Origin of the sequence: Mycobacterium sp. AT1 (assembly GCF_002043095.1) — a bacterium.
Classification (GTDB): Bacteria; Actinomycetota; Actinomycetes; order Mycobacteriales; family Mycobacteriaceae; genus Mycobacterium.
The window spans coordinates 76,030-101,535 of sequence record NZ_MVOC01000016.1 but is presented as its reverse complement, the minus strand read 5'-3'; the positions used below and the strand labels follow the sequence as shown (position 1 = coordinate 101,535).

The window sequence follows — 25,506 nt, the reverse complement described above, 5'->3', positions numbered from 1 at the left end:
GGATGTGCCCTCACATTCGCGTTGAGCCCTAGGAGACCGGAGTCCAATGAGACGCAGCTTTCGCGCCTCCGTTGCGGGGTCGCTTACATGCGGTGTACTCGTCGCGTCGGCGTTCACCAACGGCGTCGGCTTCGGCATCGGAACTGCCGTCGCAGAGCCCGTCACCCCCCAGGGGATCGCCGGCTTGGTGGCCGCCGTCGCCAACGCCGACCAAAAACTCCAAGACCTCGGCGCCAACATCCAGGCCGAGCAGGAGGGTGTCAACAAGGCCATCGTCGCCGTCCAGACCGCGCGGGACGGCGCCGTCGCCGCCCAGGGCGAGGTCGACGCCAGCCAGGCCGCGCTCAAGGATGCCACCGCGGCCATCACGTCCGCACAGGACCGCTTCGACACCTTCGCCGCGTCGGCATACGTCAACGGGCCGTCGGCCTCGTACGTCACCGCCAAGGACCCCGCGGACGTCCTCGCCACCGCGGCCACCGGCGAGACCCTCAACGTCAGCACCCAGCAGGCCATCGCAGACCTCCAACGCGCCCGCACCGAGCAGGTCAACAAGGACTCCGCGGCCCGCCTCGCCAAGCAGAAGGCCGACCAGGCCGTCGTCGACGCGCAGTCCAGTCAGGACGCGGCCGTCGCCTCCCTGACGCAGGCGCAGCAGACGTTCAAGGATCAGCAGGCGCAACTCGACCAGCTCACAGCCGAGCGGTCTGCGGCCCAGGCGAAGCTCGCCGCGGCCCGCCCGGCCGCGGCGCCGGTGGTCACCGTGGCCGCCAAGACCGTGCCGGGAGCGGCGCCTGCCGCCGCGGCCAACCCGTCCACCGACTGGGACCGCGACCCCGCCGCCGCGGCGCCGGGCAACTCGAAGTGGGACGTCGCATGGGATCCCACGTTGCCCGCGATCCCCAGTGCATTCGTCAGCGGCGACCCGATCGCGATCCTCAACAGCGTGCTCGGAATGGCCACCACCTCCGCGCAGGCCACCCAGCAGATGGGACGCGGGTTCCTGCAGAAGCTCGGAATCCTGCCAACGCCATCGGGTTTCACCAACGGTGCGATCCCACGCGTCTACGGCAGGCAGGCCTCGGAGTACGTCATCAAGCGGGCGGGCTCGCAGATGGGCGTGCCGTACTCGTGGGGCGGCGGAAACGCCGTCGGACCCAGCCGGGGCATCGACTCGGGCGCGGGCACCACGGGCTTCGACTGCTCCGGTCTGATCCTGTACGCATTCGCCGGCGTCGGCATCAAGCTGCCGCACTACTCGGGCGCCCAGTACGACATGGGCCGCAAGATCCCGACGTCTCAGGCCCGCCGCGGCGACGTCATCTTCTACGGCCCCGGCGGCAGCCAGCACGTCGCCCTCTTCCTCGGCAACGGCCAGATGCTCGAGGCGCCGTACACCGGGTCCACCGTGAAGGTGTCGCCCGTCCGGACCAGCGGCATGACGCCCTACGTCATCCGCTACATCGAATACTGATGGTGGTTGTCTTGCCCTTGTCGTTTCTTCGTCGTGTCCTGATGCTGGTGGCGATCCTCGCCGCGGCCGTCGCCTTCGGAACCGTCGCCCCTGCCGGTGCCGACCCAGGTGATCCTGGTTGGGATCCGACCCTGCCGCAGCGGCCCAGCTCCGGCGCTCCCGGTGACCCCGTCGCGATCGCCAACGCGTCGTTCCAGGCGAGCGCCATCGCGCTGCAGACCACCAAGAGCCTCGGTCAGCAGTTCCTCTCGAGCATTGGACTCGGCGGCGCTCCCACCGCCGCCACCGGTGGTCGGGTCCGCGGACCCGAGGCAATCGAATACGTGATCCGACGTGCCGGCTCCCAAATGGGCGTGCCGTACTCGTGGGGTGGCGGCGCACTCAACGGACCCAGTGAAGGCGTCGACTACGACACGGGCAAGGTCGGCTTCGACTGTTCCGGGCTGACCAGATACGCGTTCGCCGGTGTCGGCGTGCCGATTCCGAAGTACTCCGGCGACCAGTACAACTCCGGCCGTCCGATCGCGCCGTCCCAGGCCAAGCGCGGCGACCTCATCTTCTACGGCCCCGGCGGCAGCCAGCACGTCGCAATCTTCCTCGGCGGCGGGCGCATGCTCGAAGCCTCGGGAAGTGCCGAAAAGGTCACCGTGAGCCCGGTGCGCACCGCAGGGATGTCGCCGCACCTGGTGCGGTTCATCGAGTCCTGATCGAGACCGCCCCGCGGCAGGGCACGTCGACGGAATCCGAACTGCCTGGAATAGTTGACTCCAGAGCGTCCGCCGAGTGGTTTGGCGCCACTTGACCAAGCAAGACCAGCGGTCTACATCGAACGCCGGACCAGAACACGTGGGAGGAACTGAATGACGTCACCGAGTGGGCCGCCGCAGGGCGCCGGAGGTTTCCCCGGGCAGGCCCCGACGCAGGGCTTCCCGCCTGGCGGTGCCCAGCAGGCACCGGCCACCAACGGCGGCCTGCAGAGCGAGGTGCACACCCTGGAACGGGCGATCTTCGAGGTCAAGCGAATCATCGTCGGTCAGGATCAACTCGTCGAGCGCATGCTCGTCGGACTCCTCGCCAAGGGACACGTCCTCCTCGAAGGCGTTCCCGGAGTCGCAAAGACCCTCGCGGTGGAGACCTTCGCCAAGGTCGTCGGCGGCACGTTCGCCCGCATTCAGTTCACGCCCGACCTGGTGCCCACCGACATCGTCGGTACCCGCATCTACCGGATGGGCAAGGAAGAGTTCGACATCGAACTCGGCCCCGCCATGGTCAACTTCCTGCTCGCCGACGAGATCAACCGCGCACCTGCCAAGGTGCAGTCGGCACTGCTGGAGATCATGGCCGAGCGCAAGATCTCCCTCGGCGGCAAGACCTTCGCACTGCCAAGCCCGTTCCTCGTCATGGCCACGCAGAATCCCATCGAGCAGGAAGGCGTCTACTCCCTTCCCGAAGCGCAGCGCGACCGCTTCCTGTTCAAGCTGAACGTCGACTACCCGTCGCCAGAAGAAGAGCGCGAGATCATCTACCGCATGGGCGTCACCCCGCCGACGCCCAAGCAGATCCTCAACACCGGAGACCTGCTGCGTCTGCAGGGCGTCGCGGCGTCGGTCTTCGTCCACCACGCCCTCGTCGACTACGTGGTCCGCATCGTGACCGCCACGCGCGAGCCCGAGAAGTTCGGCATGCCCGACGCCAAGGCGTGGATCGCCTACGGTGCGTCGCCGCGCGCCTCGCTCGGCATCATCGCCGCGTCGCGGGCACTTGCCTTGGTTCGCGGCCGCGACTACGTCATCCCGCAGGACGTCGTGGAGGTCATCCCGGACGTGCTGCGGCACCGCCTCGTCTTGACCTACGACGCGCTCGCCGACGAGGTCTCCGCCGAGACGGTCATCAACCGCATCATGCAGACCGTTGCGCTGCCTCAGGTGAACGCCATTCCGCAGCAAGGACATTCGGTCGCGCCGGCCATGCCCACCCCGGCAGCGGCCGGCGGTCGGTGACCCAACCGTCAGGCCGCGTGGATCTGCCGTCGCTGCAGCGCGGGCAAATTCGGGATCCCGAGCTCTCGGCCGCCCTACGCAAGCTCGAGCTGACGGTCCGCCGAAAGCTCGACGGCGTGCTGCACGGCGACCATCAGGGCCTGGTACCAGGTCCCGGCTCAGAGCCGGGGGATTCCCGCGTCTACCAACCCGGTGACGACGTGCGCCGGATGGACTGGTCGGTGACGGCCCGCACCACGACGCCGCACGTGCGGCAGATGATCGCCGACCGGGAGCTGGAGACCTGGCTCGTCGTCGACGTGTCGGCGAGCCTGGACTTCGGCACCGCCGGTTGCGAGAAGCGCGATCTGGCGGTGGCCGCCGCGGCGGCCATCGCGTTCCTCAACAGTGGTGGCGGCAACCGCCTCGGCGCCGTGATCACCAACGGTCAGACCACCAAGCGGGTGCCCGCACTCAGCGGCCGGATCCACGAGCACGAACTGCTGCGTGCGATCGCCACCATGCCGCAGGCGCCGCTCGGCGTTCGCGGCGACCTCTCGGCCGCGATCGACGCGTTGCGGCGGCCCGAGCGGCGACGCGGCATGGCGGTCATCATCAGTGACTTCCTCGGCCCGATCAACTGGATGCGACCGCTGCGGGCCATCGCTGGGCGCCACGAGGTTCTCGGCGTCGAGGTCATCGATCCACGCGACGTGGAGCTGCCCGACGTCGGCGACGTCATCCTGCAGGACACCGAATCCGGCGTCACGCGGGAGTTCACCATCGACGCCCAACTGCGTGCCGACTTCGCCAAGGCCTCGGCGGAACACCGCGCGGACGTGGCCAGGACGCTGCGGCGTTGTGACGCGCCGCTGCTCACCCTTCGCACCGATCGGGACTGGATCGCCGACGTGGTGAGGTTCGTGGCGAACCGGCGCCGCGGCGCCGCCGCAGGCCGATGAGCGCCTATGACTGAAATGACAACTAGCACATGACATTACCGTTCTTCGGCCCGATGAGCCTTTCGGGATTCAAGAGCCTGTGGTTCTTCCTGTTCCTCCTGGTCGTACTCGGCCTGGTGGCGCTGTACGTCGTCGTCCAATCCGCACGGCAGAAGCGGATGCTGCGCTTCGCCAACATGGAGCTGTTGGAGAGCGTCGCGCCCAAGCGCCCCGCCCGCTGGCGGCACCTTTCTGCGGTGCTGATGGTGCTGTCGTTGGTGCTGTTCACCGTCGCGATGGCCGGGCCCACCAACGACGTTCGGATTCCCCGCAACCGGGCCGTGGTGATGCTGGTGATCGACGTGTCGCAGTCGATGCGCGCCACGGACGTCGCACCAAGTCGGTTGGCTGCCGCGCAGGAGGCAGCCAAGCAGTTCGCCGACCAGCTGACGCCGGGCATCAACCTCGGGCTGATCGCCTACGCGGGCACCGCGACGGTGCTGGTGTCGCCGACGACCAATCGGGACCCCACCAAGGCGGCCATCGACAAGCTGCAGCTCGCCGATCGCACCGCGACCGGTGAGGGCATCTTCACCGCGCTGCAGGCGATCGCCACCGTCGGCGCCGTCATCGGCGGCGGTGACGAGCCGCCGCCGGCGCGCATCGTGTTGATGTCCGACGGCAAGGAGACGGTGCCGTCGAATCCGGACAATCCCAAGGGCGCGTACACCGCGGCCCGCACCGCCGACGACCAGGGCGTGCCGATTTCCACGGTGTCCTTCGGTACGAAGTACGGCTACGTCGAGATCCAGGACCAACGCCAGCCCGTGCCAGTCGACGACGAGATGTTGCGCAAGATCGCCGATCTGTCTGGCGGAAACGCCTATACGGCGTCGAGCCTGGAACAGCTCAAGGCGGTGTTCACCTCACTGCAGGACCAGATCGGCTACGAGACCGTCAAGGGCGACGCGAGCGTTGGCTGGCTGCGGCTCGGTTCGCTGGTGCTCGCGCTGGCTGCGTTGGCCGCGTTGCTGATCAACCGTCGTCTGCCGGGGTGAGGTCCTCGGCCGATTTCGGCCATCGCCAGGTGAGGCGATAGGTTGACGTACATGCCTGAGTTCGTTTCCCGCTCCGTCCTGGTCACCGGCGGTAACCGAGGCATCGGTCTCGCGATCGCCCAGAGGCTGGCCGCCGACGGACACAAGGTCGCCGTGACGCACCGCGGATCCGGTGCCCCCGAGGGGTTGTTCGGCGTCGAGTGCGACGTGACCGACAACGCCGCCGTCGACCGCGCCTTCACCGAGGTCGAGGAGCACCAGGGGCCCGTCGAGGTACTGGTGTCAAATGCCGGCATCTCGAAGGACGCCTTCCTGATGCGGATGACCGAGGAACGCTTCCAGGAAGTCATCAACGCGAATCTCACCGGGGCCTTCCGGGTGACTCAGCGGGCATCGCGCAGCATGCAGCGCAAGCGTTTTGGCCGCATCATCTACATCGGCTCGGTGTCGGGCATGTGGGGGATCGGCAACCAGGCCAACTACGCGGCAGCCAAGGCTGGCCTGATTGGCATGGCTCGCTCGATTTCCCGCGAGCTGGCCAAGGCCGGCGTCACCGCCAACGTGGTGGCCCCCGGCTACATCGACACCGAGATGACGCGTGCGCTCGACGAGCGCATCCAGGCCGGTGCACTGGACTTCATCCCCGCCAAGCGCGTCGGCACCGCCGAGGACGTCGCAGGCGCGGTCAGCTTCCTGGCCTCCGAGGACGCCCGTTACATCGCAGGCGCCGTCATCCCGGTCGACGGCGGCATGGGCATGGGCCACTAATTTTCGTCGACGTCGTTGAACAGTAAGGACTTTCACATGGCAGGGTTTCTCGAAGGCAAGCGCATCCTCGTCACGGGGATCATCACCGACTCGTCGATCGCGTTCCACATCGCAAAGGTCGCGCAGGAAGCCGGTGCCGAGCTGGTGCTGACGGGCTTCGACAGGATGAAGCTGATCCAGCGCATCGCCGACCGGTTGCCCAACCCGGCACCGCTTCTGGAGCTGGACGTGCAGAACTCCGAGCACCTCGCAAGCTTGGGGGAGCGTGTCACCGAGGTCATCGGCGAGGGCAACAAGCTCGACGGTGTCGTGCACTCGATCGGCTTCATGCCTCAGACCGGAATGGGCGTCAACCCCTTCTTCGACGCGCCCTACGAGGACGTCGCCAAGGGCATTCACATCTCCGCCTACTCCTATGCCGCACTTGCCAAGGCGTTGCTGCCGATCATGAACCCGGGCGGCGGCATCGTCGGCATGGACTTCGATCCGACCCGCGCGATGCCGGCGTACAACTGGATGACGGTCGCCAAGAGCGCGCTGGAGTCAGTCAACCGCTTCGTGGCGCGCGAGGCCGGCCAATACGGCGTCCGCTCCAATCTCGTTGCGGCCGGGCCGATTCGGACCCTGGCGATGAGCGCCATCGTGGGCGGCGCGCTCGGCGAGTCGGCCGGTGACCAGATCAAGCTGCTCGAAGAGGGCTGGGATCAGCGTGCGCCGCTTGGCTGGAACATGAAGGATCCGACGCCGGTCGCAAAGACGGTGTGCGCGTTGATGTCCGATTGGCTGCCCGCCACCACCGGCACGATCGTCTACGCCGACGGCGGCGCCAGCACCCAGTTGCTCTGATGAACTTCGACGCCCTGCTGCTGTTGTCCTTCGGTGGTCCCGAAGGGCCCGAGCAGGTACGTCCGTTCCTGGAGAACGTCACCCGGGGCCGCAACATCCCGCCAGCCCGCTTGGACGCGGTCGCCGAGCACTATCTGCACTTCGGTGGCGTCTCACCGATCAACGGCATCAACCGGGCGCTGATCGAACAGATCGAGCGGGAGTTGGCCGACCGCGACCAAAGGATGCCGGTGTACTTCGGCAACCGCAACTGGAACCCGTTCGTCGAGGACACCGTCGCCGCGATGCGCGACGACGGCATACGTCGAGCCGCGGTGTTCACCACCTCGGCGTGGGGCGGGTACTCGGGGTGCACCCAGTACCAAGAGGACATCTTCCGGGCCAGGGCCGCGGTCGGGTCCGACGCACCCGAGCTGGTCAAGCTCCGGCAGTACTTCGACCATCCGTTGCTGATCGACATGTTCGCCGACGGGATCGCCGACGCCGTCGCCACCCTGCCCGAGGAGCTCCGCGCCGACGCGCGCCTGGTCTTCACCGCGCACTCGATTCCGTTGCGCGCCGCGTCGCGGTGCGGCCAGGACCTCTACGCCAGGCAGGTCGCGCATTCCGCCAGCCTGGTCGCCGCCGCCGCGGGATACGCCGACTACGACCAGGTGTGGCAGTCGCGATCCGGTCCGCCGCAGGTGCCGTGGCTGGAGCCCGACATCGGCGATCAGCTCACCGCGTTGGAAGAGGCAGGCACCCGCGCGGTCGTCGTTTGTCCCATCGGATTCGTCGCCGACCACATCGAGGTGGTCTGGGATCTCGACAACGAGCTCAAGGAGCAGGCGGACGCGGCGGGGATCGCCTTGGCCAGGGCCACCACGCCGAATGCGCAGCCGCGCTACGCCCGGCTCGTCCTCGACCTCGTCGACGAAGTGCTCACCGGCCGCGAACCGGCCAGGGTCGGCGGAGGAAGCGTGCCCGGATACGGGGCCAGCGTCAACGGGTCGCTGTGTACGCCCGTCTGCTCTAGCGACGCCAGGCCGACTGCAGAATCGCGCTGACCGCGGCCATCCGCGCCGACCGCACCACGCCGACCAGGGGACGAAGCGCGTCGTTGGCGATCTGCATCTCCGACGACGACTGAAGTCCGATCGGCATCAGTCCTGAGCTGACGGTGATGATGGCGTCGACGTGAGCGGCGTTCTCCAGCACGCGAAGCGCCCGCTCCGGGGCGTGGTCGGGTGCGCGATGCAGCCGGGCCGACTCGAGCACCTGCTCGACGAGCCCGCGCGGGTCGGCGACGTCGGCGGAGGTCATCCCGGCCCGCAGCGTCACCAGTGCGTCGGCGGCCGACCGCACGGCGGAACGCAGTTCGTATTCTTCGTGACCGAGGTCGAGGTGTTCGCGTAGCGGCACCTCCGGCATCGAGTACACCGTCCAGGCCAGTGCGATCGGTTCGGGGTAGTGGTCGGTGGACTCGTCGTCGGTGTGGTCGAAGTCGGGATCGTCCTCGTCGTAGGCGAACTCGGGCACCAGACCGACCGCGGTGGCCGTCCCGTGGGACACGATGAGCGCCTCGCCCGCCGAGATGGCGTCGACGGTGAACTGGGTGCCGGCCGGGAGTCCACGGACGTCGCCGGGGACCGGCAGTGCGACGGCCATCGCGGGTTCACCGGTGGGCGGGCCGGCAGCCGTGCGCAGCGTTTGCAGCAGGGAGACGGCGCCGGCATCGGTGAGGTCGGGCCATGGCAACCCGGTGCGATCGGCCGCGGCCGAATCGTACGCGGTCGCGGAATGCCTTGGCGCCCATAGTGACAACGCGTCCAAGACGTCGTCGGGCGCGGCGACGCCGGCAAGCCAGGCGTTGGCCCACACCGCGAGAGAAACACTGGGGCACCACATGATCCAGGGAGTGTAGTCGTCGACGGCTTCGCGAGTGAGATTGCCAGTAGGCTGTGAACATGGGCGCGTTGATCTGGCTGGTCGCGGCGCTGGCGCTCGCCGGTGCGGAGGCGCTGACCGGTGATCTGTTCTTGCTGATGCTCAGTGGCGGAGCGTTGTCGGCCGCGGGCGCCAGCGCGGTGTTCGGCGGGCCGGTCTGGGTCGACGGCGTGGTGTTCGCGGCCGTGTCGATCTTGCTCTTGGTCGCGGTCCGGCCGGCGTTGCGACGTCGGTTCGCCGCCGGAACCGGGCTCCCCGAGCCGATGAAGGCGCTCGAAGGCAAGGGTGCGCTGGTGCTCGACAGGGTCGGGCGCCACGAGGGCCAGGTGAAGCTCGACGGGCAGGTCTGGACGGCTCGGCCGCTCAACGACGACGAAGTGTACGAACCGGGTGACCACGTGACGGTGGTGCGCATCGACGGTGCGACCGCAGTCGTCTTCAGGGGCATCTGAACCTAGGGAGGAACGGCAAATGGATGGTGCTTTCTTCGGGCTGATCGTGGCTGCGGTGCTGGTGATCTTCGCGATCATCGTCGTGGCGAAGTCGGTGAAGGTGATCCCGCAGGCCGAGGCCGCCGTGATCGAACGCCTTGGCCGCTACAGCAAGACCGTCTCCGGTCAGCTGACGTTGTTGCTGCCCTTCGTCGACAAGATCCGCGCCAGGGTCGACCTCCGGGAGCGGGTGGTGTCGTTCCCGCCGCAGCCCGTGATCACCGAGGACAACCTGACGGTCAACATCGACACCGTCGTCTACTTTCAGGTCACCGAGCCCCGGGCCGCCGTCTACGCAATCAGCAACTACATCGTCGGCGTCGAGCAGTTGACGACCACCACACTGCGCAACGTCGTCGGCGGCATGACCCTCGAGCAGGCCCTGACCTCACGCGACCAGATCAACGGCCAGCTCCGCGGAGTGCTCGACGAGGCCACCGGCCGCTGGGGTCTGCGCGTGGCCCGTGTCGAGCTCCGCAGCATCGACCCGCCGCCGTCGATCCAGGACTCGATGGAGAAGCAGATGCGCGCCGACCGCGAGAAGCGCGCGATGATCCTGACCGCCGAGGGCAACCGGGAAGCGTCGATCAAGCAGGCGGAGGGGCAAAAGCAGGCGCAGATCCTCTCCGCGGAGGGCGCCAAGCAGGCCGCGATCCTCGCGGCAGAGGCCGACCGGCAGTCCCGGATGCTGCGCGCTCAGGGTGAGCGCGCGGCGTCGTATCTCAAGGCCCAGGGTGAGGCGAAGGCGATCGAGAAGACCTTCGCCGCGATCAAGGCCGGGCGGCCAACCCCGGAGATGTTGGCCTACCAGTACCTGCAGACCCTGCCGGAGATGGCCAAGGGCGAGGCCAACAAGGTGTGGCTGGTTCCCAGCGACTTCGGTTCGGCGCTCGAGGGCTTCACCAAGATGCTGGGCGCCCCTGGCGCGGACGGCGTCTTCCGCTACACGCCGTCTCCGGTGGAGGAGAACCTGCCCAAGCCGGAGGACGACTCCGACGAGGTGGCCGGCTGGTTCGACACGAAGACCGATCCGGAGATCGCCCAGGCCGTCGCGCAGGCGGTGGCCGAGGCACGAACCCCCGTGGCCGGGGCACTCCCGCAGTACGCACCGCTGTCGCAGCAGGCCCAACCGCCGGCCAACGACTACTCGCAACCGCCTGCGTCACGTCACGGGAACCGGGACCTCGAGTGACCGCGCTGACGTCGCCGAAGACCTACGCGGTGCTCGCAGCGATGCAAGCCGGCGACGCCGTGGCATGCGCCCTGATGGTTCCACCGATCAAGAAGGCCTTCGACGACGTCGGGCTCGCCGAGGAACTGCGGCCGGTGATTCCCGTGGTCAAGGCCGCGTCGGCCGTCGGGCTGCTGTCGGTGTACCGGTTTCCGCGGCTGGCTCGGCTGACCACGTTCATGTTGACCGTGTACTTCGTGCTGGCGGTGGCGTTCCACGTGAAGGCGAAGGACTGGAGTCCCGGGCTGGTCGCGGCGACGACGTTCCTCGGTTTGTTTGGCGCGATGACCGTCAGGGGGCCGCAGTCCCAGCGCTAGCCATTGGGTCGGCCTGCCGGTTCTGGCGACGGTGGCTACGGATCTCGTAGACCAACCCGGCCACGCCGAGGCTGGCGGTGGCAAGCGAGATGAGGAAGAGCAGCGGGCTGACGTTGCCCGTGAGCGCGTCGCCAAGGATCACGATCGCCGCCGTACCTGGCAGCAGGCCGACGAAGGACGCGATCGCGAATGGCACGGGCCGGACGGCAGACGCGCCGGCCGCGTAGTTCAGTACCGAGAACGGCACCGCGGGGATCATGCGCATCGACAGCACGGTCGGCCACCCGCGCTGCCGCAGCCGCGCGTCGACCATCTCCACCCGCGGATGCGACACCAACCGGTTGAGCTGGAGTCCGGCGGCTCGGACGAGGAACAGTGCGATGACGGCGCTGATCGTGGATGCCACGACGGCCAGTGACACGCCGAGCAGCGGGCCGAACAGCAAGCCCGCCGACAGCGTGAAGGCGGTGCGCGGGAACGGGAAGATCGTGACGACCACGTGGGCGAGGAAGAACACCAGCGGGAACCAGGGACCGGCGGAGGTGGCCCAGTCACGCATCTGTACCGCGGTGGGCAACGGCACCAGATAGGCCACTGCGACGAGAATCACAACGGTCGCCACGGTGGCCACCAACTTGCGGCGGGGAACCTGGGCCGCGGTCGACGCGATTGCGCCCCGCACCGCGCCCAACGTGCTGACTATCCCCTTCACGTCTACCGAGACTACGGGTCGGCGGACAGTCTCACGAGTCGGCGCGGCCGAGCTACCCGTCAGTAGCCTCGAGGCTGCCGGTTCGCGGCGTGACAGTGATCATTTAGCCTGTTGGACAGTTGTCAAGTCACACGCTGCATCAAGGTCGATGACAGGGGAGTCAACAGTGTCCGAACAGGTGTCCAGTTCGATCAGCATGGCTGAGTCGGGCCGTGACCAATGGCGCGCTGCCGTCGCGGGAGTTCTTGCCAAGAGCAGCCGGAAGGATCCCGCCGACCTGGGCGCCGAACCGGAACGACTCCTGGATTCGCCGACGTACGAGGGCTTCCCCATCCGCCCGCTCTACACCGTCCTCGACGAGCACCCCGAGCCGTCGTTGCCAGGTCGGTGGCCGTACGTGCGCGGCGGCGACGCGCTGCGCGACGTCAAGTCGGGATGGAAGGTCGCCGAGTCGTTCCCGCTGGCCGGGCAGAAGGCGGTCTCGGATGGCAACGACGCGGTGCTCAGCGCACTCACCGACGGGGTGAGCGCGCTGGTGCTGCGGGTCGGGAGTGCGTCAGGCGGTGTCCCGGTGACCGAGCTCGACCGAATGCTCGAGGGGGTGTTCCTCGAACTGGTTCCGGTGATCCTGGAATCCGGCGCGGACTACGCCGCCGCCGCCGACGCTGTTCTGGCACTGGTGTCCAACTTCGACGACGACAAGCGCCGGAGCCTGTCGGTCGACCTCGGCGGCGATCCGTTGACCTCGGCACTCGGGGACCGCAGCGCCCCGACCGTCGACGAGCTCGTCACGACGGCCGCAAAGCTGACCGGCTTCGCCGGCGGGGTGCGGGCCGTGACCGTCGACGGGGCGGCCCTGCACGATCTCGGCGCCAGCGCCTCTTGGGAGCTCGCCGGCGCCGTCGCGGCAGGGGTCGCGTACCTGCGATTGCTGTGCGACGGCGGCATCGCGGCACCGGATGCGCTCGCGCAAATCTCGTTTCGCTACGGCGCCGACGACGACCAGTTCATGACGATCGCCAAGATGCGGGCGGCCCGCCAACTCTGGGCGAGGGTCGCCGAGGTCGTCGGCCATCCCGAGGCGGGCGCGGCGACGATCCACGCGGTCACCTCGCGGGCCATGATGGCGCAGCGCGACCCCTGGGTGAACATGCTGCGCACCACGCTCGGCGCCTTCGGCGCTGGGGTGGGCGGCGCGGACACCGTCCAGGTGTACGAGTTCGACAGCTCGATCCCGGACGGATTGCCGGGCGTGGCAAGGACTTTCGCGCGCCGGATGGCGCGCAACACCCAACTCCTGCTGTTGGAGGAGTCGCATCTCGGGCGCGTACTCGACCCGGCGGGCGGCTCCTGGTTCGTCGAGGACCTGACGCGCCGGCTCACCGAGGAAGCCTGGCGACACTTCCAGGACGTCGAGGCCAGAGGCGGATTCGTCGAGGCCCGCGACCACGTCGCCGCCCAGATCGCCGAGGTGCGCGCCACGCGGAGTGACGACGTCGCGCACCGGCGCACCGCGCTCACCGGGGTCAACGAATACCCCAATCTCACCGAAGCGCCACTCGCACCATCGGATTCGACCTCGTCGGTGGCCCGGTACGCGGCCGGTTTCGAAGCCCTTCGCGACCGCTCGGACGCCTACCTGGCCGCCAGTGGGGCCAGGCCGAAGGCCCTGCTGCTGCCGGTCGGACCACTCGCCGAACACAACGTCCGCACCTCGTTCGCCGCCAACCTGCTGGCATCCGGGGGAGTCGAAACCGTCAACCCCGGGACCGTCAGCGCGGCCGGTGTCGGCCAGGCCGTGACCGACGCCGGAAACCCGGCCGCCGTCGTGATCTGCGGAACCGACGCACGCTATGCGGACGAGGCCTCCGAGGTGGTGCGCGCCGCGCGCGAGGCGGGCGTCTCCCACGTCTACCTGGCCGGGCCCGCCAAGGCCGTCTCGGAGGCGGCCGACAAACCCGACGAGTACCTCACCGCCAAGATCGACGCGATCAACGCGCTGTCGACGCTGCTCACCCGATTGGGGGCCTGACATGACGGCTTTGGAGCCAAGGATCGTCAACTTCGCCGACGTCCCGCTGTACGGCGACGACGCGCCGGCCACCGCGACGCCGACGGACGTCGACGAGCTGGTGGCCGCCGCGGCCACCGCGCACGGCTACACCGCCGACCAACTCGACTGGCCGACGCCGGAGGGCGTCGACGTCAAGCCGGTCTACGTCGCCGCCGATCGGGACGCGGTCGTCGAGGCCGGGTATCCACTCGAAAGCTTCCCCGGCGCACCGCCATTCGTACGTGGCCCGTACCCGACGATGTACGTCAACCAGCCCTGGACCATCCGGCAGTACGCCGGATTCTCCACTGCCGCAGAGTCGAACGCGTTCTACCGCCGTAACCTCGCCGCCGGTCAGAAGGGTCTGTCGGTGGCATTCGACCTGGCGACCCACCGCGGCTACGACTCCGATCATCCCCGGGTGGCAGGCGACGTCGGCATGGCCGGAGTGGCCATCGACTCCATCCTCGACATGCGGCAGCTCTTCGACGGCATCGACCTGTCGACCGTCTCGGTGTCGATGACGATGAACGGCGCCGTGCTGCCGATTCTGGCGCTGTACGTGGCGGCCGCCGAGGAGCAGGGCGTGCCGCCGGAGAAGTTGGCGGGGACCATTCAGAACGACATCCTCAAGGAGTTCATGGTCCGTAACACCTACATCTATCCGCCCAAGGCGTCGATGCGGATCATCTCCGACATCTTCGGATACACCAGCGTCAAGATGCCGAAGTACAACTCGATCTCGATCTCGGGCTATCACATTCAGGAGGCCGGAGCGACGGCCGACCTCGAGCTGGCCTACACCCTCGCCGACGGCGTCGAGTACATCAAGGCGGGGTTGGACGCCGGTCTCGACATCGACAAGTTCGCGCCGCGGCTGTCCTTCTTCTGGGGCATCGGGATGAACTTCTTCATGGAGGTGGCGAAGCTCCGCGCCGGTCGGCTGCTGTGGAGTGAACTCGTCGCCCAGTTCGACCCCAAGAACGACAAGTCGCTGTCATTGCGAACCCATTCGCAGACCTCCGGGTGGTCGCTGACGGCTCAGGACCCGTTCAACAACGTCGCCCGCACCTGCATCGAGGCGATGGCCGCCACCCAGGGACACACCCAGTCGCTGCACACCAACGCTCTCGACGAGGCGCTGGCGCTGCCCACCGACTTCTCGGCGCGAATCGCCCGCAACACGCAGCTGCTGCTGCAACAGGAGTCCGGCACGACAAGGCCGATCGACCCGTGGGGCGGCTCGTACTACGTGGAGTGGCTGACCCATCAGCTGGCCGAGAAGGCCCGTGCCCACATCGCCGAGGTCGCCGAGCACGGGGGCATGGCCCAGGCGATCGGCGAGGGAATCCCGAAGCTTCGCATCGAGGAGGCGGCCGCACGCACGCAGGCCCGCATCGACTCCGGGGCCCAGACGGTCATCGGCATCAACAAGTACCAGGTGGACTCCGATCAGGAGGTCGAGGTCCTCAAGGTCGAGAACAGCCGGGTGCGCGCCGAGCAGATCGCCAAACTGGAACAGCTGCGCAGCGAGCGTGACGAAGCGGCCACCCAGGCCGCATTGGCCGAGTTGACCCGCGCCGCAGAGGCTTCCGGTACCACCGACGGTCTCGCTGACAACCTGATGGCGTTGGCGATCGCGGCCGCGCGGGCCATGGCCACCGTCGGGGAGATCTCCGACGCGTTGGAGAAGGTCTACGGTCGTCATCAGGCAGAGATTCGCACCATCGCCGGTGTCTACCGTGACGAGGTGGGGAAGGGCCAGAACGTGCGAAACGTGGCAGCGGCAACGGAATTGGTCGAGAAGTTCGCCGAGGCCGACGGCCGTCGACCGCGCATTCTGGTCGCCAAGATGGGGCAGGACGGGCACGACCGCGGCCAGAAGGTGATCGCGACGGCGTTCGCCGACATCGGCTTCGACGTCGACGTCGGCTCGTTGTTCTCCACTCCCGACGAGGTCGCCCGTCAGGCGGTCGACAACGACGTGCACGTCGTGGGGGTGTCCTCGCTGGCAGCAGGCCATCTCACGTTGGTTCCGGCGCTGCGCGACGCGCTTGCCGCAGCAGGTAGGCCCGACATCATGGTCGTGGTCGGCGGGGTTATTCCACCCGGCGACTTCGACGAGCTGTACGCCGCAGGCGCCACCGCCATCTTCCCGCCGGGCACCGTCATCGCCGACGCCGCGATCGGACTGTTGGAGAAGCTGGCCGAGCGACTGGGATACGACCTCCCCTAAATGGACCCGTCGGAGCTAGCTTCAGCCATTCGCGGCGGGGATCGATCCGCGCTGCCGCGGGCGATCACGCTCGTCGAGTCGACAAGGGTCGACCACCGCGAGAACGCCCAACGGCTGCTGATGGAACTGATGCCCGACGCCGGGAAGGCCGTGCACGTCGGCATCACGGGCGTACCGGGGGTGGGGAAGTCGACCATCATCGAGGCGCTCGGCATGTCGTTGATCGAGCAGGGCCACCGGGTGGCGGTCCTGGCCGTCGACCCGTCGTCGACGAGGACCGGCGGGTCGATCCTCGGCGACAAGACGCGGATGGCCCGGCTCGCCGTCCATCCCGACGCCTACATCCGGCCGTCGCCGACCTCGGGGACCCTCGGCGGCGTCGCGAAGGCCACCAGGGAGACGATCGTGCTGCTGGAGGCGGCCGGGTACGACGTCGTCTTGGTCGAGACGGTAGGCGTCGGCCAGTCGGAGGTGACGGTCGCCAACATGGTCGACACCTTCGTCTTTCTGACGCTGGCGCGCACCGGCGACCAGCTACAGGGCATCAAGAAGGGCGTGCTGGAACTCGCCGACGTGGTCGTGGTCAACAAGGCCGACGGCCGACACGCCACCGAGGCCAAGGCCGCAGCCAGGGAGCTCAGCGGAGCCATCCGACTGCTGTATCCGCGCGAGACTCTGTGGCGACCACCGGTGCTCACGGCAAGCGCGCTCGAGGGCACCGGCCTGGCTGAGCTCTGGGCGACCGTGCTCGAGCACCGCCGGGTACTGACCGAGGCGGGGGAGTTCGACGCCCGCCGAAGTCGCCAGCAGGTCGAGTGGATGTGGTCGATGGTCCGCGACGCGGTGCTGGACAAGGTGTCCTCCAATGCGGGGGTCAAGGCCATCCGCGCCGACGTCGAGCAACGGGTCCGAGACGGCCTCCTGACCCCGGCATTGGCTGCCCAGGAGATCCTGAAGCTCGTCTACTGACCGCAGGTGGAGCAAGACTGCGCGAATCGGCAACGGATCGGTAAACCTGCCGCGGAGTTTGCCGAGTTACCGGTAATTTCGTTCATTGTGATTCAGGCCATAGGCGGCCAGCGCAGCGCGGCGCTTCCGCACAACGTCCTTGGTGAGGCGGACCCCAGTTTTGCCTGCGCAGTACGAGCCTTCGCTCAGCTGTTCCCGGGCAAACGGTTCGGCGGTGGTGCGCTGTGCGTCTATCTCGACGGCCAACCCGTCGTCGACGTGTGGACCGGATGGGCCGACCGGCGGGGCACCAGGCCGTGGACCGCCGACACCGGGGCGATGGTGTTCTCGGCGACGAAGGGCATGGCCTCTACGGTCATCCACCGGCTCGCCGACCGCGGTCTCGTCGACTACGACGCCCCCGTCGCGGACTACTGGACCGCCTTCGGTGCCAAGGGCAAGGGCGGGGTCACGGTGCGCGAGTTGATGCGGCATCGGGCCGGGTTGTCGCAGCTCAACGGGGCTAGCGGGGTTGACCTGATGGATCACCTGCTGATGGAGGAGCGGATGGCCGCGGCGCCCATGGGGTGGCTGAAGGGCAAGCCGTCGTATCACGCGTTGACCTATGGCTGGTTGTTGTCGGGTTTGGCCCGCGCGGTCACCGGCCGCGGGATGCGGGAGCTGTTCCGGTCGGAGCTCGCCGGGCCGCTGGACGTCGACGGCATTCATCTCGGCAGGCCGCCGGCCGATGCGCCGACCCAACCAGCTCGAATCATCGGACCGCAGAGCACGTTTCAGAATCCGGTCGTCAACCTGCTGATGCCACGCCTCGCCGCGCTGCCGTTCTCCGGAGGGCTGGGGTCGATGTACTTCCCTGGGATGAAGTCGACTGTGCAGGGCGACATGTCGTTGCTCGACGCAGAGTTGCCAGCAGCAAACGGCGTGGCGACCGCCAGGGCGCTGGCACGGATGTACGGGGCCATCGCGCACGGTGGCCAAATCGACGGTGCCCGGTTCCTTTCGGCCGAGCTGGTGGCCAAGCTCAGCGGCCCGCCGAGCTTGCATCTCGACGGCGGGCTCATCATGCCGCTGTCGTTTCACCTCGGGTATCACGGCCTTCCGCTGGGTGGCATCCTGCCTGGATTCGGCCACGTCGGCTTGGGTGGGTCGCTGGGCTGGGCCGACCCGCGCAGCGGCCTGGCCTTTGGTTTCGTGCACAATCGGCTGCTGACCCCGCTGGTCGTGAGCGACCAGGCGGGGTTCGTGGCCACCGCCGCTTTGATACGTCGAGGTGTTTTCCTGGCTCGCAAGGACGGGTTCAACGCCGTCGCGAAGCTTGGCGCTTCATTCTCCGGGCTCTCCACGGCGGTGTAACTCCGTCGGGGCGTGTATTTGTTCACTAATTTTCGCCCAGCCCGCGAGTGGGCCCAACGCGCTGACAATGCCCGTTGTCTGGCCGATCACGTTGTAGGACAGCCCATTTCGCTAGAACGGGCTCTCGCAGCGCTGGAAAACGACCCGTTTTCGAGGTATACGTTCGGTAATGTTGCCAAAGTGACAGTAGGTGCCCTTGTCGTTATCGGAGTAGATGTTGCCAGTGTTTCGTCGATACGTCGGCTGATGCCTCCCGATACGTCGCACGGGCCGTCCGCAATGGTGTTCCAACCCTGCGTCGACGCGTCAGATAATCATGCATACGCTGCGTCGACGCCAAGATCAAAGGCGGTCTCCCGGCGCTGGGAATACTCGCGGCGCAATTTTGACAACATGCATGGTCGAATATGGCGCACGATCTTGAAGTGTTTGCCAGAAATTCACTCAGCGAAACGGTGCTACCCGTCTTGGGGCATCGCTGAAAACGAACGTTGGCGTCAATATTCGACGTTTCCGCAGCGTATGCGCCTAAACGAGGTTGTTGGGACGAATAGGTAGCTGTCGGTGTAGTGTCCCGACCGAAGAATGTTGAAGTGGAAAGGGAGGTAACGGATTTGCCGAATTTTTCGTACTAATGGTTCGTACTTAAAGTTCGGTTTGCTGGTCCGGAACTCCTTACCAATACTCAACTCCAGGCGCATGGAAAGGACACACAGCTGATTCATAGCGCCGGAGGACCGACGTCTTCGTGCAGCACAACCGGGTCGGGAGCCTTGGTTCGTTCGTTTGAGAGGGTGAAGTAAGTGGCAGAGACACCGGTCTCCCCAATCGCCGTGATCGGCATGGGGTGCCGACTTCCCGGCGGCATCGACTCGCCAGCGGGTCTGTGGGCCGCGTTGTTGCGCGGCGTCAACGCGGTGACGACGGTTCCGCTGGATCGCTGGGACGCCGAGGAGTACTTCGACCCGGAGCCCGGTGTGCCAGGACGGTCCGTCTCCAAGTGGGGCGCGTTCATCGACGACGTCGCCGGATTCGACGCCGACTTCTTCAACATCAGCGAGCGCGAAGCGATCGCGATCGACCCCCAGCAGCGCCTCCTCCTCGAGACCGCCTGGGAAGCCGTGGAACACGCAGGCATCGACCCCGCGACCATCGCGAGCTCGCTGACCGGCGTCTTCATGGGGATGACCCACCAGGACTATCAGCTGCTCGCCGCCGACGCCAACGCCGTCGAAGGTCCGTACGGATTCACCGGAAGCAACTTCAGCTTGGCCTCGGGGCGCATCGCCTATCACCTCGGCGTGCACGGTCCCGCGTTCACGGTCGACTCCGCCTGCTCGTCGAGCTTGCTCGCCGTGCACATGGCGTGCCGCAGCCTGGACGACCGCGAGAGCGACATGGCCCTGGCCGGCGGCGTTTCCATCATGCTGGAACCCCGCAAGATGTCCTCCGGCTCGGCGCAGGGCATGTTGTCCGCGACCGGCACCTGCCACGCCTTCGACGTGCACGCCGACGGCTTCGTCTCCGGCGAGGCGACCGCGGTGCTCATGCTCAAGCGCCTCGACGACGCGCTCGCCGACGGTGACAACGTGTTGGCGGTCATCCGCGGGACCGCGGCCAACCAGGACGGTCACACCGTCAACATCGCCACCCCGTCGCGGGCCGCACAGACCAAGGTCTACGAGGCAGCCCTGGCGGCCGGTCACGTCGATCCCGCCACCATCGGCATGGTCGAGGCTCACGGCACCGGAACGCCAGTCGGCGACCCGATCGAATTCGCCAGCCTGGCGGCCGTCTACGGCAAGTCCGGGCCGGTTGCGCTCGGATCGGTGAAGACCAACTTCGGGCACGGCCAGTCCGCGTCGGGCGCGGTCGGGCTGATGAAGGCGATTCTGTCGCTGCAGCACGGCGTGGTGCCGAAGAACCTGCACTTCACCGCGATGCCGGACGAGATCGCCAGCATCGAGTCCAATCTCTTCATTCCGACCGAGGAAACCCCGTGGCCGGTCGAGGGCGACCACCCGCGGCGCGCCGCCGTGTCGTCCTACGGTCTGTCCGGAACGAACGTGCACGCCGTCCTCGAGCAGGCACCCGCCGCCCAGACCACCCGCACCGTCGACTCGACGACGACACCCGAGCTGGCCGGACCCAAGCTGTTCCCGCTGTCCGCCACGACGCCCGAGGAGCTGCGGCGCACGGCAGGCAGGCTCGCCGACTGGATCGAGAGCCAGACCGACGAGGATTCCGAGACGGACCTGTCCGACCTCGCGTACACGCTCGCTCGTCGACGCGCTCATCGACCCGTCCGCACCGTCGTCCTCGCGAACGACCAGGCCGAGCTCGTCGCCGAGCTCCGCCGCGTCGCCGACGGTGACGACCCGTACGAAGCCGCGGTCGGCAAGGGCGATCGCGGCCCGGTCTGGGTGTTCTCCGGGCAGGGGTCGCAGTGGGCCGGGATGGGTGCGGGCCTGCTCGCGTCCGAACCCGTGTTCGCCAAGACCGTCGCGGAGATCGAACCGCTCATCGCGGGGGAGTCGGGTTTCTCCGTCACCGAAGCCATGACCTCGGCCGACGTCGTGACCGGCATCGACAAGGTGCAGCCGACGGTGTTCGCCGTCCAGGTCGCGCTGGCCGCCACGATGAAGGCGCACGGCGTCATGCCGGGCGCGGTGATCGGCCACTCCATGGGTGAGGTCGCCGCCGCCGTCGTCTCCGAAGCGCTCTCGCTGGAGGACGGCGTCAAGGTCATCTGCCGTCGATCCCAACTCATGGCCACCATCGCGGGTTCCGGCGCAATGGCGTCGGTGGAACTGCCCGCCCAGCAGGTGCTCTCCGAGCTCGCCGCCCGCGGCGTCAACGACGTCGTCCTCTCGGTCGTCGCCTCGCCGCAGTCCGCGGTCGTCGGCGGCGCCAAGGAATCGGTTCGCAAGCTGGCCGCCGAATGGGAAGCGCGCGGCATCATGGCCCGCGAGGTCGCCGTCGACGTCGCGTCGCACTCCCCGCAGGTCGACCCCGTTCTCGACGACCTGACCGAGGCGTTGCAGGACATCACGCCGAACGAGCCGACGGTGCCGTACTACTCGTCGACGCTGTACGACCCCCGCGACCCCGCCGACTTCGACGCGTACTACTGGGCGGACAACCTGCGGCACGCGGTCCGCTTCGCCGCCGCCGTACAGGCCGCCCTCGAAGACGGTTACCGCGTGTTCGGCGAACTCTCGCCGCACCCGCTGCTCACCTACGCGGTGGACCAGAACGCACGCAGCCTCGACGTCCGCCTCGCCGCCCTTGCCAGCATCCGCCGCGAGCAGGAGCTGCCCCATGGCCTCCGCGGGTTCGTGGCCGCCCTGCACGGTGCAGGCGCCGCGGTCGACTTCGCCGCCCTGTGGCCGGTCGGCGCGCTCGTCGACGCGCCGCTTCCGACGTTCAACCACCCACGTCTGATGCTCACCAGGGACGGACAGGAACAGGGCACGTCGACCCTCGCCGTCCATCCGCTGCTCGGCGCGCACGTCCGGCTGCCAGAAGAGCCGGAGCGCCACGTGTGGCAGTCCGACGTGGGCACCGACGCGCAGCCGTGGCTGGCCGACCATCAGGTGCACGGCGTCGCGGCGCTGCCGGGCACCGCCTACTGCGAGATGGCGATCGCCGCGGCCCGCACCGTCCTCGGTGAGGCATCGGAGGCCCGCGACCTCGTGTTCGAGGACTTGCTGCTGCTCGAGGGGCACACGCCGATCTCGGCCGTGGCGTCACTCACCTCGGACGGCGTCACCGACTTCCAGGTGACGACCCGGCTCGAGGGTCAGGAGGTCCGACGGGCCTCCGCGGTGCTCCAGACGGTCGACGAGGCACCCGAAAAGGCCGCTTACGACGTGGCCGCGCTGCTCGCCGAGCACCCCGTGGACCTGACCGGTGCCGAGATGCGCGACTGGTACGACGCCAGGGGCATCCAGTACGGACCTGCGTTCAGCGGTCTGACGGCGGCTCACACGACCCAGGGTCCCGGCGGTTCGGTGCTTGCCGAGGTCGCGCTGCCCGGCTCCATCCGGTCACAGCAGGGCGCGTACGGGATCCATCCCGCACTGCTGGACGTCTGCTTCCAGGCCGTCGGCGCTCACCCCGATCTCCACACCGACCACACCGGCACGCTGATGCTGCCGTTGGGCGTGCGGCGACTGCGGGCCCACGCGTCGACGCGCAACGCCCATTACTGCTACGTGCAGTTGGTGAACGCCAGTGCCGGGTCGGTCGAGGTCGACGTGGAGGTTCTCGACGAGCACGGCGCCGTCCTGCTGACCGTGGGAGGCCTTCGCCTCGGCACGGGTGTCTCGGAGCAGGGGCTGCGCGACAAGCGGCTCAACGAGCGGCTGTTGACCATCGACTGGCGGCGCCAGGAAGCGCCGGCCACCGACGTGGTCGGACACGGGCACTGGCTGCTGATCAGCACCTCGGACGAGTCCGACATGCTCGCGCACCAGCTGGCCGACGTGCTGAAGGCTGGCGAAGCCGACGTGACCGCGATGACGTGGAGTGCCGACGGCGATCACGCCGCCAACGCCGAGCTACTGCGCCGGACCCTCGTCGCCCGCCCCAGTGCGGGCGTCGTGGTGGTGCAGGATCCGCGCTCGGCCGACGCCGACCTGGTCGCCGACGGAGCCGACCACGTACGTCACCTCGTGCGCATCGCCAAGGTGCTTCCGGACGTCGCAGGTGAGCCGCCGCGGCTGTTCGTCGTCACCAGGGGTGCGCAGACCGTGCTCCCCGGCGACCTCCCGAACCTCGCCCAGGGTGGCTTGCGTGGCCTCGTCAGGGTCATCGGGATGGAGCATCCACGGATGCGGCCCACCCAGATCGACGTCGACGACACCACCGACGTCAGGCTGGTCGGTGCCGAGCTTCTCTCGCTGTCCGACGAGGACGAGACGGCGTGGCGCGACGGCCACTACTACACGGCCCGGCTCAACGTGACGCCGCTGCAGCCCGAAGAGCGCCACAGCACCGTGGTGCACCCCGACCGCGACGGAATGCGACTGCAGATCCGCACGCCGGGAGACCTGCAGTCGGCCGAACTGGTCAGCTACGAACGGACGGCACCGGGACCCGGCCAGATCGAAGTGGCTGTCTCGGCGTCGAACCTGAACTTCGCCGACGTCCTGGTCGCCTACGGTCGCTACCCGTCCTTCGAGGGACGCATGCCCCAACTGGGTGCGGACTTCGCCGGCGTGGTCACCGCCGTCGGTGCCGGGGTGACCGACCACGAGATCGGTGACCGCGTCGCGGGCATCTCGGCCACCGGTGCGTGGTGCACGTTCGTCACCTGCGATGCGAACCTCGCGGTGCGCATCCCCGGCGAACTGCCGGACGCCACGGCCGCCGCCGTTCCGAGCGCTCATGCCACCGCGTGGTACTCGCTGCACAACCTGGCCAGGATCAGCTCCGGCGACAAGGTGCTGATCCACTCCGCCACCGGTGGAGTTGGTCAGGCCGCGGTGGCGATCGCCCAGGCCGCCGGTGCGGAGATCTACGCGACTGCCGGCAGCCCGGAGCGTCGAAAGATGCTCAACGACATGGGTGTTGCGCACGTCTACGACTCGCGCAGCACCAAGTTCGCCGACGAGATCCGCCGCGACACCGACGGCTACGGAGTCGATGTCGTCCTGAACTCGTTGCCGGGTGCCGCGCAGCGGGCTGGCCTCGAGCTGCTGACCTTCGGTGGCCGCTTCGTCGAGATCGGCAAGCGAGACATCTACGGCGACACCAAGATGGGGCTGTTCCCGTTCCGCAGGAACCTGTCCTTCTACGCCGTCGACCTCGCGCTGCTGACCCTCGTCGCGCCGGACACGCTGCGCGGCCTCCTCGAGGTCGTCTACCAGCAGATCGCCGACGGGACGCTGCCACCGCCGCAGACCACGCATTACCCACTGGCAAACGGCGCCAACGCAATTCGTGCGATGGGCGCTGCCGAACACACCGGCAAGCTGGTGCTCGACGTTCCGCGCACCGGTCAGTTCGCCGCCGTGGTTCCCGCCGAGCGGGCGCCGGCGTTCCGTGCCGACGGCGCGTACGTCGTCACCGGTGGACTTGGTGGTCTCGGACTGTTCCTGGCCGAGAAGATGGCGGCGTCCGGTTGCGGGCGCATCATCCTCAACGGCCGGTCGGCGCCGAAGCCGGAGACGCTGCGCGTCATCGAGCGGCTCCGTCAGTCGGGAACCGAGGTCGAGGTCGAACTCGGTGACGTGTCCGATGCGACGACGGCCGCCCGCATGGTCGCCGCGGCGACTGCCACCGGGATTCCGTTGCGCGGTGTGCTCCATGCGGCGGCGGTCATCGAGGACGCCACGCTCGGGAACATCACCGACGAACTGATCGACCGGGACTGGGCGCCGAAGGCGTTGGGCGCGTGGCGCCTTCACGAAGCCACCGCAACCTCTCCGCTGGACTGGTTCTGCTGCTTCTCGTCGGCTGCCGCCATGGTTGGCTCGCCGGGGCAGGGTGCCTACGCGGCCGCGAACAGCTGGCTCGACTCCTTCGCGCGGTGGCGCCGCGCCCAGGACCTGCCTGCCCAGGTGGTGGCGTGGGGTGCGTGGGCCCAGATCGGTGCCGGCCAGGCCATGGCCGACAACGACGGCATGGCCATCGCCCCAGAAGACGGTGCGTACGCCTTCGACACGCTGATGCGTCACACCCGGGTGTACAGCGGGTACGCCCCGGTCGCGGGTGCCGCCTGGCTGACCGCGTTCGCGCAGACCAGCCCGTTCGCCGAGGCGTTCGCCTCGATGGGACAGGATCGTTCGGGGTCGAGCGAATTCCTCGAGGAGCTACGCCTGTTGCCGCGCGAGGAGTGGGCTGCCCGCGTGCGACGCTTGATTTCCGAGGAGATGAGCCTCATCCTTAGACGTTCGGTCGACGCTGACCGACCGTTGTCGGAGTACGGTCTCGACTCCCTCGGCACGCTGGAGTTGCGGACCCGGTTGGAGTCCGAGACCGGCGTGCGGATCGGCTCGACCGACGTCACCACGGTGCGCGGGCTTGCCGAACGGCTCAGCGAATTGATCGCGATCGACCTCGACGTCGACTCCGCCGTGCCTGCGGTGTCACCATGACCATCGAATCAGCGCCGACGACGTCGCTCACCGAAGTTTCAGGACCAGG

General features: G+C 68.1%; 18 protein-coding genes. 16 read left to right on the top strand and 2 right to left on the bottom strand.

Translation table 11 applies throughout. The features are described 5' to 3' along the window. The first annotated feature begins 46 nt into the window (after window positions 1-46). The 8 genes from ripA (at window position 47) to B1790_RS08990 (ending at window position 8,112) form a co-directional block, all read left to right on the top strand. Window positions 47-1,474 carry an NlpC/P60 family peptidoglycan endopeptidase RipA gene (ripA, locus tag B1790_RS09025; protein ID WP_079922875.1) on the top strand — a complete coding sequence of 476 codons (1,428 nt, stop codon included), beginning with the start codon at window positions 47-49 and terminating at the stop codon, window positions 1,472-1,474. Between the two features lie 41 nt (window positions 1,475-1,515). Further along, on the top strand, window positions 1,516-2,181 hold the full coding sequence (ripB, locus tag B1790_RS09020) for an NlpC/P60 family peptidoglycan endopeptidase RipB (RefSeq protein WP_079922919.1): 666 nt from the start codon (window positions 1,516-1,518) through the stop codon (window positions 2,179-2,181). A 153-nt stretch (window positions 2,182-2,334) separates the two neighbouring features. Beyond that, window positions 2,335-3,474: a MoxR family ATPase gene (locus B1790_RS09015; RefSeq protein ID WP_079922874.1), complete on the top strand. Its 1,140-nt coding sequence runs from the start codon at window positions 2,335-2,337 to the stop codon at window positions 3,472-3,474. Beyond that, window positions 3,471-4,415, top strand: coding sequence for a DUF58 domain-containing protein (locus B1790_RS09010; protein ID WP_079922873.1), 945 nt, complete (start codon window positions 3,471-3,473; stop codon window positions 4,413-4,415). The genes B1790_RS09015 and B1790_RS09010 overlap by 4 nt, the downstream gene beginning before the upstream one ends. A gap of 29 nt (window positions 4,416-4,444) precedes the next feature. Next, on the top strand, window positions 4,445-5,452 hold the full coding sequence (locus B1790_RS09005) for a VWA domain-containing protein (RefSeq protein WP_079922872.1): 1,008 nt from the start codon (window positions 4,445-4,447) through the stop codon (window positions 5,450-5,452). 51 nt (window positions 5,453-5,503) lie between these two features. After that, a complete protein-coding gene (gene fabG1, locus B1790_RS09000) occupies window positions 5,504-6,220 on the top strand; it encodes a 3-oxoacyl-ACP reductase FabG1 (protein WP_079922871.1) in 717 nt (238 codons plus the stop codon). Between the two features lie 36 nt (window positions 6,221-6,256). Continuing rightward, a complete protein-coding gene (gene inhA, locus B1790_RS08995; protein ID WP_079922870.1) occupies window positions 6,257-7,066 on the top strand; it encodes an NADH-dependent enoyl-ACP reductase InhA in 810 nt (269 codons plus the stop codon). Beyond that, window positions 7,066-8,112, top strand: a complete 1,047-nt coding sequence (locus B1790_RS08990) for a ferrochelatase (protein ID WP_079922869.1) — start codon at window positions 7,066-7,068, stop codon at window positions 8,110-8,112. The genes inhA and B1790_RS08990 overlap by 1 nt, the downstream gene beginning before the upstream one ends. On the opposite strand, the gene B1790_RS08985 is transcribed toward B1790_RS08990, so the two are convergent. Further along, complete coding sequence (locus B1790_RS08985; protein WP_079922868.1) at window positions 8,078-8,953, bottom strand: hypothetical protein; 876 nt, start codon at window positions 8,951-8,953, stop codon at window positions 8,078-8,080. The two genes, B1790_RS08990 and B1790_RS08985, sit on opposite strands and share 35 nt — an antisense overlap. Window positions 8,954-9,012: 59 nt before the next feature. Between B1790_RS08985 and B1790_RS08980 the strand changes: the two genes are divergently transcribed. From B1790_RS08980 to B1790_RS08970, 3 genes are read left to right on the top strand one after another with little or no spacing between them, the layout of a single operon-like run. Further along, window positions 9,013-9,444: an NfeD family protein gene (locus B1790_RS08980; RefSeq protein ID WP_079922918.1), complete on the top strand. Its 432-nt coding sequence runs from the start codon at window positions 9,013-9,015 to the stop codon at window positions 9,442-9,444. 19 nt (window positions 9,445-9,463) lie between these two features. Then, window positions 9,464-10,675 carry an SPFH domain-containing protein gene (locus tag B1790_RS08975; RefSeq protein ID WP_079922867.1) on the top strand — a complete coding sequence of 404 codons (1,212 nt, stop codon included), beginning with the start codon at window positions 9,464-9,466 and terminating at the stop codon, window positions 10,673-10,675. Further along, on the top strand, window positions 10,672-11,031 hold the full coding sequence (locus B1790_RS08970; protein ID WP_079922866.1) for a DoxX family protein: 360 nt from the start codon (window positions 10,672-10,674) through the stop codon (window positions 11,029-11,031). Before B1790_RS08975 ends, B1790_RS08970 begins: the two co-directional genes overlap by 4 nt. Here the strand turns inward: B1790_RS08970 and B1790_RS08965 are convergent. Further along, on the bottom strand, window positions 11,006-11,743 hold the full coding sequence (locus tag B1790_RS08965) for a TVP38/TMEM64 family protein (RefSeq protein ID WP_079922865.1): 738 nt from the start codon (window positions 11,741-11,743) through the stop codon (window positions 11,006-11,008). The genes B1790_RS08970 and B1790_RS08965 overlap by 26 nt on opposite strands. Before the next feature lie 196 nt (window positions 11,744-11,939). Between B1790_RS08965 and mutA the strand changes: the two genes are divergently transcribed. From mutA to pks2, 5 genes are all read left to right on the top strand, one after another. Further along, on the top strand, window positions 11,940-13,775 hold the full coding sequence (mutA, locus tag B1790_RS08960; protein WP_369832318.1) for a methylmalonyl-CoA mutase small subunit: 1,836 nt from the start codon (window positions 11,940-11,942) through the stop codon (window positions 13,773-13,775). 1 nt (window position 13,776) lies between these two features. Next, complete coding sequence (gene scpA, locus B1790_RS08955) at window positions 13,777-16,032, top strand: methylmalonyl-CoA mutase (protein ID WP_079922863.1); 2,256 nt, start codon at window positions 13,777-13,779, stop codon at window positions 16,030-16,032. Next, window positions 16,033-17,001, top strand: a complete 969-nt coding sequence (meaB, locus tag B1790_RS08950) for a methylmalonyl Co-A mutase-associated GTPase MeaB (protein WP_079922862.1) — start codon at window positions 16,033-16,035, stop codon at window positions 16,999-17,001. It begins immediately after the preceding gene. Between the two features lie 87 nt (window positions 17,002-17,088). After that, window positions 17,089-18,354, top strand: coding sequence for a serine hydrolase domain-containing protein (locus tag B1790_RS08945; protein ID WP_079922861.1), 1,266 nt, complete (start codon window positions 17,089-17,091; stop codon window positions 18,352-18,354). Between the two features lie 803 nt (window positions 18,355-19,157). After that, window positions 19,158-25,457 carry a type I polyketide synthase gene (gene pks2 / locus B1790_RS08940; RefSeq protein ID WP_079922860.1) on the top strand — a complete coding sequence of 2,100 codons (6,300 nt, stop codon included), beginning with the start codon at window positions 19,158-19,160 and terminating at the stop codon, window positions 25,455-25,457. Window positions 25,458-25,506 lie beyond the last annotated feature (49 nt).